The 20352-nt window shown below is 41.4% G+C and carries 18 protein-coding genes; 4 read left to right on the forward strand and 14 right to left on the reverse strand.

Annotated elements, in window-relative coordinates:
* Nucleotides 1-50: 50 nt before the first annotated feature.
* From BO219_RS03740 to BO219_RS03755, 4 genes are all read right to left on the reverse strand, one after another.
* Complete coding sequence (locus BO219_RS03740) at nucleotides 51-1439, reverse strand: hypothetical protein (protein WP_077428446.1); 1389 nt, start codon at nucleotides 1437-1439, stop codon at nucleotides 51-53.
* Between the two features lie 66 nt (nucleotides 1440-1505).
* Nucleotides 1506-2450, reverse strand: coding sequence for an endonuclease I family protein (locus BO219_RS03745; RefSeq protein WP_077428447.1), 945 nt, complete (start codon nucleotides 2448-2450; stop codon nucleotides 1506-1508).
* Nucleotides 2451-2600: 150 nt separating this feature from the next.
* On the reverse strand, nucleotides 2601-4856 hold the full coding sequence (locus tag BO219_RS03750; protein WP_077428448.1) for a thiamine pyrophosphate-dependent enzyme: 2256 nt from the start codon (nucleotides 4854-4856) through the stop codon (nucleotides 2601-2603).
* A 16-nt stretch (nucleotides 4857-4872) separates the two neighbouring features.
* On the reverse strand, nucleotides 4873-5865 hold the full coding sequence (locus BO219_RS03755) for a 2-oxoacid:acceptor oxidoreductase family protein (RefSeq protein WP_077428449.1): 993 nt from the start codon (nucleotides 5863-5865) through the stop codon (nucleotides 4873-4875).
* Between the two features lie 196 nt (nucleotides 5866-6061).
* Between BO219_RS03755 and BO219_RS03760 the strand changes: the two genes are divergently transcribed.
* Nucleotides 6062-6988, forward strand: a complete 927-nt coding sequence (locus BO219_RS03760; RefSeq protein WP_077428450.1) for an MBL fold metallo-hydrolase — start codon at nucleotides 6062-6064, stop codon at nucleotides 6986-6988.
* Between the two features lie 25 nt (nucleotides 6989-7013).
* Here the strand turns inward: BO219_RS03760 and BO219_RS03765 are convergent, their stop codons facing one another.
* Together BO219_RS03765 and BO219_RS03770 are read right to left on the reverse strand one after the other, a co-directional pair.
* Nucleotides 7014-8780: an ABC transporter ATP-binding protein gene (locus BO219_RS03765; protein ID WP_077428451.1), complete on the reverse strand. Its 1767-nt coding sequence runs from the start codon at nucleotides 8778-8780 to the stop codon at nucleotides 7014-7016.
* A complete protein-coding gene (locus BO219_RS03770; protein WP_077428452.1) occupies nucleotides 8777-10531 on the reverse strand; it encodes an ABC transporter transmembrane domain-containing protein in 1755 nt (584 codons plus the stop codon). The genes BO219_RS03765 and BO219_RS03770 overlap by 4 nt, the downstream gene beginning before the upstream one ends.
* Before the next feature lie 179 nt (nucleotides 10532-10710).
* Here BO219_RS03770 and BO219_RS03775 point away from each other — a divergent pair, with 179 nt between their 5' ends.
* Nucleotides 10711-11931: an NAD(P)/FAD-dependent oxidoreductase gene (locus tag BO219_RS03775; RefSeq protein ID WP_198936645.1), complete on the forward strand. Its 1221-nt coding sequence runs from the start codon at nucleotides 10711-10713 to the stop codon at nucleotides 11929-11931.
* 9 nt (nucleotides 11932-11940) lie between these two features.
* Here the strand turns inward: BO219_RS03775 and BO219_RS03780 are convergent, their stop codons facing one another.
* From BO219_RS03780 to BO219_RS03790, 3 genes are all read right to left on the reverse strand, one after another.
* Nucleotides 11941-13251 carry a glycosyltransferase family 4 protein gene (locus tag BO219_RS03780; RefSeq protein WP_198936646.1) on the reverse strand — a complete coding sequence of 437 codons (1311 nt, stop codon included), beginning with the start codon at nucleotides 13249-13251 and terminating at the stop codon, nucleotides 11941-11943.
* Entirely contained in the window at nucleotides 13248-14339 is a 1092-nt protein-coding gene (locus BO219_RS03785; RefSeq protein ID WP_198936648.1) for a CotS family spore coat protein, read from the reverse strand. Before BO219_RS03785 ends, BO219_RS03780 begins: the two co-directional genes overlap by 4 nt.
* A 103-nt stretch (nucleotides 14340-14442) precedes the next feature.
* Complete coding sequence (locus BO219_RS03790; protein ID WP_077428456.1) at nucleotides 14443-14937, reverse strand: glutathione peroxidase; 495 nt, start codon at nucleotides 14935-14937, stop codon at nucleotides 14443-14445.
* Between the two features lie 130 nt (nucleotides 14938-15067).
* Here BO219_RS03790 and BO219_RS03795 point away from each other — a divergent pair, with 130 nt between their 5' ends.
* Together BO219_RS03795 and BO219_RS03800 are read left to right on the forward strand one after the other, a co-directional pair.
* Nucleotides 15068-15925 (forward strand): carbon-nitrogen hydrolase family protein, encoded by an 858-nt coding sequence (locus BO219_RS03795; RefSeq protein ID WP_077428457.1) that lies wholly within the window; start codon nucleotides 15068-15070, stop codon nucleotides 15923-15925.
* 11 nt (nucleotides 15926-15936) lie between these two features.
* A complete protein-coding gene (locus tag BO219_RS03800; protein ID WP_077428458.1) occupies nucleotides 15937-16596 on the forward strand; it encodes a GNAT family N-acetyltransferase in 660 nt (219 codons plus the stop codon).
* A gap of 70 nt (nucleotides 16597-16666) precedes the next feature.
* Here the strand turns inward: BO219_RS03800 and BO219_RS03805 are convergent, their stop codons facing one another.
* The 5 genes from BO219_RS03805 to BO219_RS03825 form a co-directional block, all read right to left on the reverse strand.
* On the reverse strand, nucleotides 16667-17101 hold the full coding sequence (locus BO219_RS03805; RefSeq protein WP_006318712.1) for a DnaA N-terminal domain-containing protein: 435 nt from the start codon (nucleotides 17099-17101) through the stop codon (nucleotides 16667-16669).
* 52 nt (nucleotides 17102-17153) lie between these two features.
* Nucleotides 17154-17399, reverse strand: coding sequence for a YuzB family protein (locus BO219_RS03810; RefSeq protein ID WP_077428459.1), 246 nt, complete (start codon nucleotides 17397-17399; stop codon nucleotides 17154-17156).
* Between the two features lie 79 nt (nucleotides 17400-17478).
* A complete protein-coding gene (locus BO219_RS03815) occupies nucleotides 17479-17991 on the reverse strand; it encodes a hypothetical protein (RefSeq protein WP_077428460.1) in 513 nt (170 codons plus the stop codon).
* 4 nt (nucleotides 17992-17995) lie between these two features.
* A complete protein-coding gene (gene menC / locus BO219_RS03820) occupies nucleotides 17996-19117 on the reverse strand; it encodes an o-succinylbenzoate synthase (RefSeq protein WP_077428461.1) in 1122 nt (373 codons plus the stop codon).
* A 63-nt stretch (nucleotides 19118-19180) separates the two neighbouring features.
* A complete protein-coding gene (locus tag BO219_RS03825; RefSeq protein WP_077428462.1) occupies nucleotides 19181-20350 on the reverse strand; it encodes a sugar ABC transporter permease in 1170 nt (389 codons plus the stop codon).
* Between the last annotated feature and the right edge of the window lie 2 nt (nucleotides 20351-20352).

The following is a 20352-nucleotide window of genomic DNA, read 5'->3' on the forward strand; positions in this document are numbered from 1 at the left end:
CTATCAATAACTTCATGTATCTCCCCGGAGTCAGTTCCTTACAATTACAATTAAATTAGAAACATAGCAACAATTGTCGTGACAATCAATCCTGTAACCACCGGCACGACATTTCGTCTTGCTAATTCAAATGGACTCACGCCACAAATGGCTGCCGCCGGAATAAGCGCCCAAGGCACTAATGTTCCTCCACCAACCCAAATGGCTGCAATTTGACCAAGTGCTGTTAATGTAGCAATTCCTGTTCCGATTGCCGTTGCAAACAATTTGGCAATAGAACCAACAAGAGAAATGCCTGAAAAACCTGATCCATCCAATCCGGTAATCGCTCCTACTCCTATTAACGTAATCGCTCCTACCTCTTTGCTTAATGGAACGACACTAGATAAAGCAACACCTAAGTCATTCACAATACCATGCGACTGTTTTGGTAAAAACTCTCCTATAATTGTTTGAAATCCTGAATCTCCTAAGTAGAAGAAAGCGGCAATCGGAATGACCGGACCGAACACTTTAAACCCAAATTGAAATCCTTGAATGAACAAATCTGTAATTTGTTCTAAACTTTTCTTTTTATATGCAACGACTGATAAAAGAGATAAAATGAAAATCGCTGTTCCACCAATTAATGCCGTTGCATCTCCACCTTGCAATTGAAAATAGTACATCGCTACAACATCTAATCCAAATAAAATGGGGATGAGAAACGCAAATGTTGTTTTCATCCTTCTCGTTAATAAGTGAGACTGCACTTCGTTTTCTTCGATCGAAACGGCTTCGCTTTGTGGAATGTTACCTTTTTTTACATCTCGACGCAATAAGAAAAATGCGGTTGTCACGGTGACGATCCCCATGATAAAAACGAGAGGAATGCTTGCTGAAATGACGTCGGAAACAGGAATCCCCGCTGCGTCTGCTGTTAATTTCGGTGCTCCTTGAATAATAAAATCACCTGATAGTGCAATGCCGTGCCCGAATAAATTCATCGCCATCGCTACACCTAATGCCGGTAAGCCGACGCGAACGGCAACGGGCAACAACACCGCTCCAAGTAACGCCACCGCAGGAGATGGCCAGAAAAACCATGAGATCACCATCATTAATATCCCGATCGTCCAATAAGCTAGCGTTGGTGTCCGAATGAATTTCGCAAACGGCGCAATCATCACTTCATTCATTCCGGTAATCGTCAGTAACTTACTCATGGATACAATAATCGATATGACAAGAATAGTCGGAAGAAGTTCTGTGATCGCGTAAACAAAACTTTTAAAAATGGTGCTAATAGAGAGCGGTAAAGATCCTGTCGCTGTAATCGCTAACAAAAAAATGCCTACCATACAAGCTAAAGATGTATCTTTACGCCAAATCATTAATGCGATAATGATACAAATAAACGAGACGTAAATCCAATGTAACGCTGTTAACTCCACACCCATCGTCCTCTTCCCCTTTTCATAAACTGTAATACAGCATATGAAAAAGGGAACGATGTGTGCGAACGCCTAACCACTTTTACGTCCAATTGAAAAATAGAGCTCTTCAACAAGATGTGGTTTATCGATGAACGGATTACGATTGCCTTGAATGCGGAAAATGGCTGCGTTACGATGTTTTTCATACATTGTAACTGGAAACTGTTTATGCCATTGAATGAGTAGCGAAATATTAATTTGGTCAATAAACGACTGTTTGATTGCTCGCGGATAACGAACAAGAAAATACAACATCGCTCGCGCTACTGCTCCTTTTCCGTGTTCAGGTTCGAAATGTTCCCCGTATGCCACGCCACAATCATTTTGAATGATTTCATTCGGCAACTCAGGTTCATAAAACGGAAAATCGGCATAAGGAAAATTGGAACGAATCGAATTGCAGCGTGGTTCGCAAACGAATAAATGATGCAAATCCCCTTTCATCGGTTCCTTCGCTCCAAACCATGATTGCGGCACGACATGTTCGGCATTAAATTTCAATTGTTGATCAACCAATTTTATTTTTTGATTAAAATCGAGTTCGCCTTTTTTTGCCTTTTTTACAAGCTGAACAAATTGTTCATATCGCTTTTGAATGATCTCGTAATCTTGTAAAATAATTGTACGTGGATCTTTCTTTTTTCCTGAATAAATGCTTTTTACTGTTCCGTCTGGTTGCAAATCGACCCATGTGTACAAATAGTAATCTTTGCTTAAAAAATATGGAATGCGTCGAATGTGCGTCCGTTTTATTAAATCGTGATACGCTTGAAATAACAACTTTCCATCCGTTTGATGATCGATGTGTTCGTAATATCGGTCAATGATGCGCTCTTCTTCCTTTTCGTTATAATATAAAGCGTTTTGTTGCTGAATTTTTTGTTGATTTTCAATAAGTTCTTGCAAAATTTCTTTCTGTTTTTCTTCCCAACGCTTCAGCTGCTCTGCATGTTGATGGATAACATCTTCCACCATTCTTCTCTCCAATCATTTTTACTATAATGTATTCGTATATTGTCCATTACGTCTCCGCTCTTTTGTTTCATACACCTATTATAATCAATATGTACACAATAAAAAATAGAACGGAGCATAGTCATGCCCAGTTCTATTTTCATGACACTTTTATAAACCCGGATGTTCGTGCATTGCTTTTAAACGTCTCCATCTTCGTTCTACTTCTTGTTCGAAAGCAATGAGCAATTCCCGATTTTCTTCTTTTAACAGATGTTTCGCCTTGCCCATATATTTTAACCATTCTTGCAACGGAATACGCTTATTTTTTTCTTCTGGATCGTACGTAATCGTTGTTTTTCCACGTTCTACTTCGTATAGCGGGAAAAAGCATGAATCTACCGCTGCTTTCATGATTTTTTCCCCGTATCGCTCTTCTGATTTCCAGTTTAACGGACATGTAATAAGTAGTTTACCGTACGCTGTTCCTTCATGTTGAGCATACCACTGGGCTTTTGCCGCTTTTTTAATTAAATCTTGTGGAAACGCTTCTGTTGCCGTAAACACGTATGGAATATTTGTAGCCGCCATAATTTGCGGCGTATCTTTATGATGAAACGCTTTTCCTTTCTGTACTTTCCCAATGCCTGTTGTACTTGTCATATGTCCAATCGGCGTCGAATACGACATTTGCGAACCTGTATTCATATATCCTTCATTATCGTACTCTAGCATAATCAGTTTATGGTTACGAAGTGCTGTGCCAATTGCTGATCCCATGCCAATATCCATGCCACCGTCGCCTGTCACCATAACAAACGTGATATCATCAGAAATTTGAATATCTCCACGGCGTTTCATCTCAAAAAACGCTTCTACAGCCCCAGATAATGTGGCTGGACCATTTTGGAATAAATTATGAATCATCGTTTGCTTATGCGAACTGTACGGATAAGCCGTTGTGACCACGTAAGCACAACCGGTTTGAAATAAAACGACAACATCCCCTTCAATTCCTTTAAAAAACAACTCGAGACCTGGGAAAATCCCACACCCTGGACATGCACCGTGACCTGGAGCTAACCGTTTTGGTTTTGACGTTAACGCTCGAAGCGGAGGAACTTTTACTTTTAATCTTTTCGTCTCTTCATCTTCAATCACTTGAATAAGTCCGCTTTTAAATGCATCACCATACATTGGCTCGATGGCTTGTTCCCATTTCTGTTTTGGATCCCCTGGTACATGTCCAAAATAGTCAAATGGCTTTTCAGCGAAACCTTTTTCTAAAGTTTGTAAAGCAATATTAAAAAATGATTTCGCGTCATCAGGGTAAAAATCTTTTCCACCAAGCCCAAAAATGCGCGTTAAAACAATCGTTTGATTGTGTGGATCTTCCTTTAATGCGGATTTAATTTCATGTGTCATATTTCCTCCGTGCGCCCCGTATGAGTCGGCACGTTCACCGACAAGAAGCACTTTTACATGTTTACATGCTTGTCGGATGGCTTCACTCGGAAACGGACGAATCATATTCGGGCTCATGACACCTGCCTTTATCCCTTTTGCTCGCAATTGATCGACAACATCTTTTGCTGTTTCTGCTGCTGAATTAATTAAAAATAACGCCACTTCTGCATCTTCCATTTTATACAAATCAACAAAAGGATATTCTCGTCCTGACAATTGCGCATATTCTTTCGCCACTTGTTGAAACACATGAGCTGCCCGATATAACGCTTCTGATTGTTGATAATGATTATTAATTAAATCATCTCCATTCATATGTGCACCAATTGTCACTGGTTTTGTTGGATCGGATGCGTTCGGAAAATGAGTTGGTCGCTCCCCGATAAACGTTTGAACAACTTGACGATCTTTAAAATATTGAACTTTTCGTTTTTGGTGCGATGTGAAAAATCCGTCGTATGCCACAATAACTGGCAAACGTACATCCTCATGCTCGGCAATTTTTAAAGCCATAATATTCATATCATATACTGCTTGCGGAGTGCGTGCTGTTAAAATGACCCAACCTGTATTTAAAGCAAAATATAAGTCCGAATGGTCCCCGCGAATATCTAATGGCCCACTAATCGAACGAGTCACTAAATTCATGACCATCGGAAAACGTGTCCCCGATTGAACAGGCAACTGTTCTAACATATACATGAGGCCATTTGCACTTGTTGCATTAAATACGCGAGCGCCCATGACTGTCGCACCATAACAAATCCCTGCGGATCCATGTTCTCCATCGGCAGGAATAAGTATAATATCATGTTCCCCGCGCGCTTTCATTTGATCTAATAGTTGAGCAATTTCTGTTGAAGGTGTAATTGGAAAATATCCCATGAGATGATAATTGATTTGTGCAGCAGCAAGGGCCGCCATCTCATTCCCAGACTCAAATGCGACTACTTGTTCCATATGTGTTTTCCTCCTTTCACACTCTCATTCGCTTTACCGTATGAGTCTCGGCAAAGCCAATTTGTTCACGATATGGCGTTAACGCACTCGTTGGACATGCTTCTACACATTTTAAACAGCCTTTACAATATTGATAGTCAATTCCTTTTAAAAACATTTGTTTTCTTCCTTTACGATCTTCTCCTTCTTCCCACACGAAACAAAAATCTGGACAAACGGTGTCGCAGGCGGCACAATGAATGCAATCTTTTTCCTCCCATTTCGGCAGAAACCCTTGTCGAGAGCCGCTTAAGTCTTTCCATACGCTATTGCCGTTTGTTATAATGACTCCACCGATCGTTTGTGTCTCATAACCAAACAAAGGATACGGACGAGAGAACGGCTTTCCTGTTTCTAATAAAGCGTCTTCACTCTTATAAAAACGAACTTCTTCATATCCACGTTCAAATGTACGAATATTTGCCTCAACGAGGTGTGGATATTTTTTTTCAAACGTTTTACGAATCACTTGCTTCATTTTCTCGGGATCAAGAAAGTGACAAATGCGAAATAATGCCCCGAGCATAGCTGTATTCACTTTTGTTTTTTCCTCTACCGCAATTCCAAGCGCATCGACAATCGCGAGTGTTCCGTATGACAAGCGTAGATCGCGACGAATATGCTCAGCACTTCTCACGGAATTAACGAGCACAATGCCATCTGGTCGCAATCCACTAATGACATCAACCATTTTATAAAGAGATTCATGGAAAACCCCGATGACATGCGGTTGTTCAATCGGACTATGATCGCGAATGTGTACATGCTCATCACAAAAGCGAATATAACTTTTCACAGGCGATCCTTTCTTCTCAGAACCGTATGTTGAAAAGTTTGCAGCATTTAATCCATGCCCGAGCGCCCCTACTTCTGCAAGCATTTTCCCCGCTAAATTCGCACCTAATCCCCCGATAGACTCTAGACGTATTTCAAAAAACCCTAATTCATTTGTTTTTGGTAAAATAGACATCGAATCCCCCCTCATTCGTCAATCGTTCTTTATTTTATAAAAAAATTCAAAAAAGGGATGTGACAAAAATCAAACATAAACACATTTTTGATTTATACAAGCAAAAAAAGGAGTGAAATTATGTTATATAACAAGGGGATTTTGTATATAACAGAGTCGCATATTTGAATGAAACACCCATATTGGAGGAGAAAAAATGAGAAAGCGATATGAAAATTTAGGTGGCGTCCCAACAACGAAATCGTTTGCTGACTTGCGGAAATGGTATGCGGAAAGAAGACAAAAAAAGAAAGATTGGTCATATACTTTGCCTTGCGAACATATTCAACCTTCGTTGCTACATACAAATACGGGGCAAACACTACTCACATGGATAGGGCATGCGACATTCATTATTCAAATAAACGGATTGACGATTGTTACAGATCCTGTGTGGGCAAAACGATTAGGAACGATCCGCAGACTAACGGAGCCCGCTCTGTCGATTGACGATGTACCTCCCGTTGACGTCATATTAATTTCTCATAGTCACTACGATCACCTACATTTTGCGAGCATTAAAAAACTGAAAGGAAACCCACTCATTCTTGTACCGAGCGGGTTACGTTCATCCTTTCTGAAAAGAGGGTTCGAGCATGTTGTGGAATGCAATTGGTGGGACACCGTTGTCGAACGAGATGTTTCATTCACATTCGTTCCTGCACAACATTGGTCGAAGCGAACGTTATTTGATACAAATACGTCCCATTGGGGTGGATGGGTGATTGAAGCAAAAGATAAACCGACGTTTTATTTTGCAGGGGATAGCGGATATTTTCATGGATTTCGCGATATTGGGGAACGTTTCCATATCGATTACGCTTTATTGCCGATTGGTGCATATGAACCCGAGTGGTTTATGGGGCCTCAACACGTTACCCCTGAAGAAGCCGTTCAAGCATTTGTCGATTGCCGGGCGAAAACATTTATTCCGATGCATTATGGCACATTTCCGCTAGCTGACGATACACCAAAAGAAGCGTTAGAGCGCCTTTATGCTGAATGGAAACGTCGCAACTTTCCGAACGAACAACTACGTGTGCTGAAATTAGGCGAAATCGTACATTGTGAAACCGCCACATAAAGCGTGGCGGTTCAGACTTATTCTCCTATATACATATATCTTCCGTTACCCCATTTTGCAATACGTACATGCGATAATACAATCCTCGTTTTGCAAGCAATTGCTGATGAGTGCCGCGCTCGACGATTTCCCCTTGATGCAAGACAAGAATTTGATCTGCATCCTGAATTGTTGATAAGCGATGGGCAATGGCAATCGTTGTTCGCCCTTTTCTCATCTTTTCAAGCGCTTGTTGAATCGCTTCTTCTGTTTCTGTATCAATGTTTGCAGTCGCTTCATCAAGCACTAATATTTTTGGGTTCATCGCAATTGTACGAGCAAACGCAATGAGCTGACGCTGGCCGCTTGAGAACGTCGTCCCTCTCTCTGTCACGGGATGATCATACCCTTTTGGCAACTTTTCAATAAACGCATGAGCTTGAACGAATTTGGCAGCTTGCTCAATATGTTCATCCGTCAAATGTTGATGATGGAGCCGAATGTTATCTCGTACCGTCCCATAAAACAAAAACGGGTCTTGAAGCACAAGGCCGATATGTTTCCGCAACTCTCTCTTTGGATACTCTTTAATCGAATGACCATCAATCAAAATATCACCACGTTCAAACTCATAAAAACGCATGAGCAGTTGAATAATTGAGCTTTTTCCGCTTCCGGTATGACCGACAAGCGCGACGGTCTCCCCAGGCCGAGCAATAAACGAAATGTTTTTTAGCACATCCCGTTTTCCATCATAACTAAACGATACGTTACGAAATTCAACCGTCCCTTTTTCAATCACGAGCGGTTTTTCAGCTTGTTTCGGTTCTTCTTCTTGTTCATCTAACAATTGAAATACACGTGAGGAAGCAACGAGCGCTTGTTGAAACATCGATAGCCGCATCATCATTTGGTTAATCGGTTCAAAAAAACGCTCTAAATAATTGACAAAAGCGTATAACACTCCAATTTCAACTGGACTTTGAAAGGAAGAAATACCGAAGTAACTTAACACAACAATGAGCGAAAACACATAAACTAAGTCTGTTGCTGGACGAAGCAATAAACTATCTAGTTTAATATTTTTCATCGCTGCCGTATAATGTTTTTCATTAATGACTCCGAATTGCTCTTTCATCCGCTTTTGTTGACGGAACGCTTGAATGATCGCCATTCCTTGAAGTGACTCATTTAATTTCGCATTGAGTTGACTTAAACGTTCGCGTAAATCGCTATAAAACACCGAACTGTACTTCCGATACGTACGGATAATAAAATAAATGGTCGGTAAAATGACTAAACAAAAAGCAGCTAATCGGACATCAAGCAAAAACATTGCGACAAACACGCCGACTAAGAAAAAAGCACTTTGAATAAACGTGACAAGCACTTCAACAAACATTTCTTTAATGGCTTCTGTATCATTTGTCACTCGTGAAACGATGCTTCCAGCTGGCGTGCGATCAAAGTAACGCATTCCTAATGATTGCACTTTCGCAAACACGTCTATGCGCAATTGTTGAATGATTTTTAATGCAATCTCTTGGAACTTTAATAATTGAAAATAAGAAAGAAACACTTTTCCGATATGAATCATGATATACGCTGTCGCTAGTCCGATCATTGCTTGAAGCGGAAATGTCATCTGCGCTAAATAATCGTCAATAAAAATTTTTACAATGATCGGACCAAGTACGTCTCCAGCAGTCGTTAACGCTAAAAGAAAAAAAGCGAACAACAACGACTTTCGATGTGGTGCAGTATAGCCCATCAGTCGCATAAACACTTGTCGTTGATTCATATTTGATTTCATTGCGCACCCCCACGTTCCACAAATTGTTCGAGCTGTTGACGAACGTACATATCCCGATACCATCCGTCTTGTGCAACGAGCTCGTCATGCGTGCCACGTTGAACAATTTTTCCATCTTCAAGCACTAAAATGAGATGTGCATGTTGAATGGCACTTAACCGATGTGTCGCAATCATTGTCGTCTTTCCCGCACGATTTTCTTTCAATGACTGCAAAATACGCTCCTCTGTTTGTGCATCTACAGCCGATAGCGAATCATCTAAAATGAGCACTTCTGGATTAAGCAACAGCGCACGAGCAATCGACAACCGTTGTTTTTGTCCTCCAGATAAAGAAACGCCTCTTTCGCCAACGACCGTTTCATATCCTTCTGGAAACTGCATAATATCATCATGCACTTGAGCGAGTTTAGCGACCCGTTCCACTTCTTCTTGACTTGCATCAGGGCGAGCGAACGCAATATTATCTCGGATGGAAGCAGAAAAAAGAAAATGATCTTGCGGGACATAGCCAATCGCTTCACGCAATCGTTCTAACCGATATTGCGTGATCGAATGTCCACCAAAATACACGTCTCCATCTATTCCAACAAACTCCCGCAGCAACACTTTTAAAAGCGTTGTCTTTCCGGCTCCTGTTTTCCCGACAATTCCTAACGTTTCCCCTTTCTTTAACGTAAACTGAATGTGTTGCAATATCGGTTCCGTTTCATTCGGATACGTAAAGGAACGAATGTCATATGTGATGTCACCTGTCGGCACTTCATCAAGCAACCCATCGTCTCCTTGTATATCCGGTTTTTCTCGCAACAATGATGACACCCGATCATACGAAGCCCGACCGCGTTCGACAATATTAAACAACCATCCAAATGCTAACATCGGCCAAATGAGCAGTCCTAAATACATCGTAAAAGAAACGAGCTGTCCAATCGTTAGCTCTCCTTGAACGACAAAACGCGCCCCAAAAACAATCGATAAAAAAAACGACACGCCGACAATGAGCGAAATCGTTGGATCAAACAACGAATCAATGCGAGCAACTGCCATATTTTTTCGAACGACGTCATCAACTTGCGCTCGAAACGATTCAATTTCTTCTTTTTCTTGTCCAAACGTTTTTATTACTTTGATTCCAGCGATACTCTCTTGTACTTTATCGTTTAAAGCAGAAAACGCCTCTTGCGCATAATGGAACCGTTGATGAAGCAAAGAACCGTAATAGCTTGTTAAATACGCCATAAGCGGCATCGGCAATAAACAAATAAGCGTCAGTTTCCAGCTAATTGTTAACGCCATTGTCGCGATGACAAAGCCCCCAATGCATAATGAGTCAACAAGCGTCAAGACGCCAACACCTGCTGTTTGTTGAATCGCTTGTAAATCGTTTGTCGCATGCGCCATTAAATCACCGATGCGGCGATTTTGGTAAAATGACGGCGACATCATCGTAAAGTGCTCATATAGCCGATCGCGCAACAACCGGGCGAGCTTTGCTGCTGAGCCAAAAATCATCGTCCGCCAAACGTAACGACAAACGTACATACAAAGCGCAACACCTGCAAGCAAGCTTAACCACATAATCAGCTTTTCTTTCGTCAGTTCTCCTGCTTTTACAGCATCCACAACATGCCCAATTACTTTTGGGGGAACGAGCTCAAGCAATGAAACGATCGCAAGTAATATAATGCCGATTATGTATGCTTTTTTTTCTTGTTTAAAAAACCACATTAAATCGAGAAATACTCTCATACACCATCCCTACCTTTTCGTGCTTCGATTGTCGTCTCGTTCTATTTTATCAAATATTCCAAAAATAAGAAAGTTTTTTGCTATGTTAGTATATAAATAGTGTTATTCTTATCGCATACTTTTACATATGCAGGCCAATCTAAAAAAGACTAAAACGAATAAAAAAGGTGGTTGTTGCGATGGATTTACAAACAGGAAAATTATACTGGCCAACGACATTTCCCGATGCCCCTTCGTATCCACCGCTAGACAACGACATGCAATGCGACGTATTAATTGTCGGAGCGGGCGGATCAGGAGCGTTATGTGCTTATTATTTGAGTGAAACGGATTTAGACGTTGTTGTCATCGACAAACGAAAAGCAGGGTACGGAAGCACGATGACAAATACGGCACTTATTCAATGTCTTGGAGATAAAATGTTTTTTGAGCTTGTGAACAGTTTTGGCGAAACGTATGCCGCTCGTCATTTGACACTTTGTCAACAGGCAGTCGATGAGCTAGAGAAAATCGCAAATAAATTACATATCGATGTAGAATTTCAAAGAAGAGATAGTTTGTATTACGCAAGCGTGGCCGAAGATGTAACAAAACTAGAAAAAGAATATGAAGCATTAAAAAAACAAGGTTATCCAGTCGTCTGGTTAGACAAGCAACAAATTCGTCGCCATTACCCGTTTGAAAAGCATGCTGCTTTATATACGATGGGAGATGGCGAATTAAACCCTTATAAATTGACAATCGGTTTATTGGAATATGCGAAAACACGTGGCGTGCGCGTGTTTGAAGAAACAGAAATGAACGGAAAAAAACTTGAACAACATATGGCAACATGTTATACGAAAAACGGATATACCATTCGAGCACGAAAAGTCATTTTCGCCGCTGGTTACGAAACGTTAGAAGTAAAACAAGAAAAAAAAGCGCAACTCGTTAGTTCATATGCCGTCGTTACCAATCGTGTTGAAGATTTTTCGAGTTGGTATAAACGAACGCTTATTTGGGAGACAGCTCGTCCGTATGTATATATGCGCACAACAGCGGATGATCGCATTATTATCGGCGGACTAGATGAAAATACAGCTTATGCGGATGACCGTGATGCCAAACTGATGCATAAAAAAGAACGACTGATTGAAGAATTTCACCGGCTGTTCCCCGATATTCACGTCGTTCCTGAATTTTATTTAGCTGCCTTTTACGGTGGGACACACGATGGCCTTCCGATGATTGGGGTATATGATTCCTTTCCGAATTGTTATTTCGTTTACGCTTATGGAGATAACGGTACGGTATATAGTACTGTACTCGCTCAAATTTTACGCGATGCCATTACAGAAAAACAAAATGACGACTTTTATTTATATATGCAAACAAGGCCAAAACTCCCACAAACGTAAGTGGGAGTTTTATGTCGTAATCGCCCATATAAATGATTTTTTCCTCTTCTTATTCGTTATCGCTTTTTCTGGAATAGATGACTCAACGTGTGAAATCGATTCAACAGATGGTTCTATAACAACTTCGTCGATCGTTGCTTCAGTAGAAACAGTTACCGGTGCTACCGAGAGATCCGTTTGTTCAACATGTTTCCATACATCAAGCAAATCTGATGCTACACGTTCCCAACGATAAAGCGATGTCGCTAATTTTCGTCCGTTTTCCCCCATTTTTTTCATCAATGTACGATTGGATAAGATGTGTGTCATTTTTTCCACAAAATCTTGCGGATCTTCTGGTCTTTCAACAACGACACCATTTTCATTTGGAACAACGACTTCTGCATTGCCACCGCGAGCAGTTGTCACAATCGGAAGCCCTGCTGCCATCGCTTCATAATGGACACGAGCAAGCGGCTCTTGCCATTGCGATGTACAAACGAACAAATCAGCAGCGGCAAACCAGTTTTGAATTTCGTTTGGTGGCACGAATCCGGTCGCCACAACGGGGATTGGCAATCTTTTAGCCAATGAGCGAACGTAGGCAATATAGTCCGTTGTTCCTTCTTCGCTAAACCATTTGCTTCCGACAATGACGAGCGCTAAATCATTAAACCGTTTCGCCAGTTCTGGCAACGCTTGAATGAGTTTATCCACTCCTTTATTTGGCGACAACCGACCAGCAAATAAAATGACGGTTTTGTTATCGATTCCGTGCGCTTGGCGCAGTTGCTTACGAATTGATGTCATATTCGGATGATTCCCTGGTAAAAATCGTCCGGAATCAACACCCGAATAAATCGTTCGTAATTTCCCCTCTGCTTCCGGGTATAAGTTGCGAATGACTTGACCGATGTAGTTGCTAATGGTGACAACGGCGGATACTTGTCGCACCACTTCTTCTGCTTCTTCACGGTTAATTTTCGTAATTTGAAACATATCGTTATGCATGCTGAGCGTAATTTTGGCATGAGGAGCGACTTGACGAATAGGTAAAACAAGACGTGGCCTATTGAAAATGTGGATCAAATCAAACGTATGCGCTTGCACGTACTGAACGACATGATCGCAATACGTATCAAATATGCCTCCTGGGATGCGCACGTAGTGAATGCCATCGATCGTTTCTTCGTTTGGTAATGTTTCGTGTTGTACCCCTAGTACAGTAATGCGATGAGCGGTGCGAAGATGAGGAAGAATCCCAGCAATATACGTTTGAATCGCACCCCCAAGCACGGGAGGAACAGGTAACTTTTCTGTACAAATCATTAAAATGTTCATCGATTTCCGTTCTCCTTCCAATCGTTTTCAATTTCAGCGAGTACTGGCCATTTTGTTGCATCTGTCGCAACAATCGTCTCAATGAGTTGCATCGTTTGTTCGTTTAAAAACAGCTCTGGATCATATACTACTTCTTTTAAATTTTTGTAAAATTCATTCGGAAGTGACAAATCGATCATCAACACGTCATATAATGAAGCGTCGATCGGATTTGCCTCATGATACGCTCGAATCATTTCACGCACCCAATGAACGTCCCAACGGTATAAATCAGCCATCGTACCGGAAATCAGTTTTCGTAAATCGCGAATCGGCAAATCGTATGCGACACCATCTAAATCGATAATCCACATACCATTTGCGCCCATTTGTCCGTTCGACCAGCCGTAATCTTGATGCACAAGTCCCCATTCGCTATTTCCTCGTTCGACTAATTGATGATACGAAGATTGTTGAAGTCGCGCAAAACTTTCACGAGCCTGTGCTTGAAAATGATCGACAACTTCCAATAACATCGCACTTGCAGGCATCTCTTTATACGCCTTCGCTAATTGGCGAAACCAATCCATTTTGTTTATCGTTTTTTCGTACGTTTTCGGCCATTTGTATAACCGTGAAGCGATTTCTGCTCCTTTTGGAGGAACGTATCCTTTACTTAAACGATGAAATTCACCAAGCGCATAGCACAGTTGTTTCGCTCCTTCTAAATCTTTTGTTACCGGAAATAATGGCTCAATCCACTCCGCAACAAACCATAACTTTCCTCCCGCTTCTACATAATCCATTCCGTCCGTCGTTTGTACAATTGGCGGAACGTTCGCTTTTTGCACATCGACTAAATATCGTTGCGCCCCGAGGCTAAATAAACTGCGCGTTGGACGGCGATGAAGCAATTTTAAACTTTTCGGACCTTTATTCGTTTCTAACTTCCAAATGGCTCCCCCTTTATCCGGCTTCGTCGTCACGACTTGCCTACTTTGAACAGATAAATCGTAATGGCGCAAAACGTCTTCTGCCATTTGTTCAATATAATCTGGTACAAAAAACTCGGGCATCGTTTCATCCACGATCCAAGGTTCAATAAGCATATAACCCCTCCTATTTGACATAAATCCCTACTATCTCAACATATGCACTAAAAAAAATTTCGTATAGACATATCCATTACGCCCAACAAAAAACCGCCTCTTTTCATTCAGAGACGGTTTCGCGAAGCAAAGCTTCAATATGTTGTTCTAGCTCAAACGGCTTTGTTGTTGGTGCAAAACGTGCAACGACTTGCCCGTTTCGGTCGACTAAAAACTTTGTAAAATTCCACTTCACCGCTTTCGTTCCTAACATGCCTGGCGCTTGTTCCGTTAAGTAAACGAACAGCGGATGGGCGTTTGGACCGTTTACATCGACTTTCGCAAACATCGGAAACGTCACACCATAATTGAGTTGACAAAATTGCGAGATGTCTGCTTCTGATCCCGGCTCTTGATTTCCAAATTGATTGCATGGAAAGCCGAGCACAACAAACCCATGTTCTTTATATTTGTCGTATAGTTGTTGCAATTGTTCATATTGTGGCGTCAAACCACATTTGCTTGCTGTATTGACGATGAGTAATACGTTTCCTTTGTACTTCGCTAACGATTGCTCTTCCCCATGAATCGTACGTACGTGAAAATCGTAAATGTTCATTTCACATTCCTCCTTTAGCGCTATTGTAACATACGAATCGTTTTTTCTACATAAACAATGCTTCCATTCTGACAAATGAAACAATATTCGTTATAATGATGGAAAATACAGAAAAAGAAGGTGAGTTTCGTTGAAAATGCGCGTTAGTGCAGTGCAATATCATTTACATACGATTCAATCGTTTGAACAGTTTGCGAAACAAGTGGAACATTATGTAAAAACAGCGCAAGAATTTGGGGCTGAATTTGTCCTATTTCCCGAGTTTATGACGACACAGCTTATGTCTATCGGCGATGACAAGAAAGAAGCGTTAACGATTGACGAGCTTCCAACGTTTACAGAAGCATATCGCTCATTATTTTCAACACTTGCGAAACAAACGAATATGCATATTATTGGCGGGACACATGTCATAAAAAGAGAAGATCGACTATATAATGTGGCACATTTATTTTATCCCGATGGAACGATTGCCGAACAGGCAAAGCTACATATTACCCCGACAGAAGTGAACGAATGGAATATGCATGGCGGCGACACATTACATGTCTTTGACACAATAAAAGGAACGATTGCGATTTTAACATGTTATGACATTGAATTTCCTGAAATTGTGCGCATGGCGCGTGCAAAAGGAGCGGACGTCATTTTTTGTCCGTCGTGTACCGATGATCGTCACGGATTTTATCGCGTACGCTATACGTGTCACGCCCGCGCGATTGAAAATCAAGTATACGTCGTCACGACAGGAACGGTCGGATCATTGCCAACCGTCGACTTTATGCGGGCAAACTTCGGGCAAGCAGCGATTATTACACCGAACGATATTCCCTTTCCACCGCGCGGCATTTTAGCGGAGGGAGAAATCAATGACGATATGATTATTACGGCCGATCTTGATTTACAGCTTCTTTACGACGTTCGCAAGCGCGGATCCGTCACTACATGGCGCGACCGCCGCACAGATTTATATACCGATTGGACATAAGGGGGAGAACGATGTATAAGCAACTTTACGTCTTTCATGACGACCGTCCGATTCCTGCCACCATTCGCAACTATGAAGAAAAAGATATCGATGCGTTAATTCGCATCCAGCAAGAAAGCTTTCCACCTCCATTTCCATCTGAACTATGGTGGAATAAAGAACAGCTTATGAACCATATCACCCTTTTTCCAGAAGGGGCGTTATGTGTCGAAGTGGACGGAGAAGTCGTCGGATCGATGACTGGTTTGATCGTGAACTTCCACCCGAGCGATGCTGATCATACGTGGGAAGAAATAACGGACAACGGATATATTCGCAACCATAACCGAAACGGCAATACGTTATACGTCGTCGACATTGGCGTACGTCCAGCATATCGCAAACTCGGGTTAGGAAAATGGCTAATGCAGTCGATGTACGAAGTTGTCGTTCACCAAAAACTTGAACGACTATTAGGTGGCAGTCGCATGCCAGGATATCATCGATATGCGAATGAAATGACGGCCGAACAGTATGTAGACGCCGTCATGACAGGAAAAATAAAAGACCCTGTCATTACGTTTTTACTTCGCTGCGGGCGTACGCCGGTGAAAGTCGTCGCTAATTATTTAGAAGATGCTCAATCGTGCAACTACGCCTTGCTTATGGAATGGCGCAATCCGTTTTTATAAAAAATTATCAGGGTGCCTCCAAATAAAGCAACAGGCGCCCTGTTCGAGAGAAAATAAAAACAACACCTTTTTAGTGAATATACGTTTTCGATACTGGTTGTTCCTCAGCAGATAGTAACCGTTCAAGAAAATCGGTGCGCTCTTGTAGTTGAGCGACTTCTTTTTTTATTTCTTCCATTTGTCGTTCGACTTTCGTTACACGCGCTTCGAGGTTCCACGTTTGTTTTTCGAGGGCGATCATGTAGTTCCACATGCGCATAAATTGTTCGTCAGACAGCTCATGAGGCGCCTCTAACTGAATAATCATTCGCTTCCTGTAAACTTTTTCAATCGCTTGTTCAATGTGAGGCATATACAACGCTTGTATCCAATTTTTTTGCAGTGGGTTTGTACAATGAATGATGACTTTATCGTCTTCCATCGTCGCTGTCGTTCCTTCAATCCATGTTTCAAAAGCAAGTGAGGACATCGTGCGAGATAAAACGTTTTTCACTTCTGACCACATTGTTTTCCCCCCTTTCACACATGAAATTAAACAAAAATAAAAAAATTCCTGCTTATTTTTTTCGAAACGCCCACCATTGTTTTGTCACTTCATGAGAAATGCGATCATACAATTCATCCGTTGTTGTCGCTTTAACGACTTCGCCATCGATTAGGACAAACGGGCAATGTTTGCATGTTTTACATTTACCAACGCAATCTTTTCGTTTTATTTTGACATGTTTGAATGTTTGTTTTAGAAACATATATAACGTTTTTGTTGCAAACTTATTTTTCTTGCAAAAGTGCACTTTTTTCATTTCGTCACACTCCAAGTATGATAACTATAATCATTTTCATTTCTATCATACTTTGAATGTTTGCTTCCTTCAATGATTTTTACTTGGCATATTGTTGTAATTGCTTAAGCGAACGAATGATGTACGGAATCATCTGCAATAAATCGTCGACATGACTTTCGTTAATCATGCGTTCGAAATCAATCGTCACTTGATGAGTATATCGCTCATGTTTTGGGTATGTATACGTTAACGTTTGTATAACTGTGCGCTGTTCCCCCCAAATGTGCTTTAGCGTCTGTTCTACAGCTTGGCCATCGACATGTGTAGCCGAAAAAGAAAACGAAACGGTCATCGTGCATCCAGCCTGCGAGATTTCTTCATATAACAACTCGTTTGCAATATGTTGAAGCGTCATCGCGAGAGAAATAGTGCACGTCACTTCATGCGCATGCCGCAATTGAAAAGAAAGCGCATATGCGCGCGTAAATTTCGCTAAATCAATGATGTCCGAGCGATCAACAACTGTTACGAGTTCATCTGTTACATCTAAATCATAAACGGCTCCTTCTACGACCGTTTTTAAATTGTCGAAAATCGTTGGGTCAAACATATGCTCATCCTCTCGATTTTTTATATATTTTTGAGCGAACGGTACGCCGCTCGACTTCTGTCAGATTAACGGTGTAACCGATTCCAATCTGTTGCCGAACGAAAATTCGTCCATTGTCAACGGTTACTTCCGGATCAATGAAATCCCGTTCCCAATAATTTGCTGATGCCGCTGTATCCCCTGGGAGAGAAAAATGAGGGAGAGTTGCTAAAGCAATGCTATGTGCTCGTCCAACTCCACCTTCTAACATACCGCCACACCATACAGGAATATGATGTTGTTGACATAAATCATGAATGCGTTTCGCTTCTGTCAGTCCACCGACCCGACCAATTTTTATATTGATCACGCGGCAACTTTTTAACTCAATCGCCCTTTTTGCATCTTCATACGAACAAATGCTTTCATCTAAACAAATCGGTGTTTTTAATTTCGCTTGTAGTTTTGCATGATCGACAATATCATCGACAGCAAGAGGTTGTTCAATCATCAGTAACTCATAGTCATCAAGCGCTTGGAGACGATCGATATCCCGTAGCGAGTAGGCAGAGTTTGCATCCACCATCAACGGAACGTCTGGAAAATGATGACGAATCTCTCGAACAACATTTACATCCCATTCGGGCTTAATTTTTATTTTTATACGTTGGTATCCTTCCGCAAGCGCCTGTTCGATCCGTTTTAATATATTTGTTATCGGTTGAATGCCAATGCTGACGCCGACTTTCACTTCTTTTTTTTCACCGCCGAGCGCAGAGCTTAACGACACCCCATGTCGTTTCGCAAACGCATCCCAAACGGCTCCTTCAAGCGCTGCTTTTGCCATGTAATTGCGGCGAACAATCGAAAATCGGTCACGCAATTCGTCAGGATGATAAACGGGTGCTTGAAAAAGAAGCGGAATTAAAAACGTTTCGAGCATATGCCACGTCGTCTCAATCGTTTCTTCTGTATACCACGGAGCAGAAAACGCTACACCTTCTCCCCAGCCACACACACCGTCTTCATCAACGACTTCAACTAATAAAGCAGGACGCGTTTTCATCGTCCCAAAACTTGTTGTAAATGGTGATTTTAATTCCATTTGTAAGTATCGTAAAATAACTGTATGTATTTGCACAAACATCCCTCCGAAACAATTATATAATAAATGAAAAAAGCTGACCGAGAAAACGATCAGCTTTTTTATCTAACTTGTTTTCCGTTTTCGGCTAGCAATATCAATCCAAACCGCTAAAATTAAAATGCTTCCTTTTACAATATATTGCCAAAATGTTTCCATCCCTAACAATGACATCCCGTTATCAAGAGACGTCATGACCATCGCTCCAATAATCGCTCCGATAATTGTACCAGACCCACCCATGAGCGATGTTCCGCCGATGACGCAGGCTGCAATAGCATCGAGTTCATACATTTGACCTGCCGAAATGGTCGCTGAAGATAAACGCGCGGTTAAAACGAGCGCAGCAATAGCAGAAAGCAACCCCGTAAAGACAAACAACATCATCGTATGACGTTGGATGTTAATTCCAGATAATCGAGCCGCTTCCACATTTCCTCCAATGGCGTATACGTGACGACCAAACGTTGTTTTTGTCGCAATGAATGAAAAAATCAATGCAAGTGCAATAACAAAAATAATTGGAAACGGAATTCCTTTGTAGCTGTTCATTGTAACTACAAATACGAAAATAAGTGTGCTTATAACGAATAGTTTTGTTAGTTCAAGAGGTAACGGCGAAACAGTAAAGCCGTATTGTTGACGCGATTTTCGCTTACGAAATGTTGAAATAAATAGCGTAACAATGGCAATCGCCGCAAGGATCATACCGAAAATATCCGTAAAATATGCACTTCCTAAAGCGATAAATTGAGCATCAAAAATTGGGATGGTTGTTGATTTTGTAATGCCCATTAATGCTCCGCGGAAAATCATCATTCCACCTAATGTAACGATAAATGCCGGAATCGCCCGATAAGCAACTAACCAGCCTTGCACGAATCCGACAAGTGCGCCTGCAAGCAACGTACATACGATGACGACAGATGTTGGCATTCCCATCCAGTTGCTTAAAATAGCTGCAACACCGCCAGTAAGACCGACAATTGAACCGACGGAAAGGTCAATATGACCCGCGACAATAACAAGCACCATACCAATGGCTAAAATAGCTGTAACCGACATTTGTGTAAATAAATTTGATAAATTTCGAGCGCTTAAAAATGTTTCATTTAACATGCCGAAGAAAATCCAAATGGCAATGAGTGCACCGATCATCGTATAAGCACGAATATCTATTTTGCCAAATATATTTTTCTTTTTCGGTTGCTGCTCGATGACTGCTTTCACTTCCATGA

It is taken from the genome of Anoxybacillus kestanbolensis (assembly GCF_001996285.1).
Classification (GTDB): domain Bacteria; phylum Bacillota; class Bacilli; order Bacillales; family Anoxybacillaceae; genus Anoxybacillus; species Anoxybacillus kestanbolensis_A.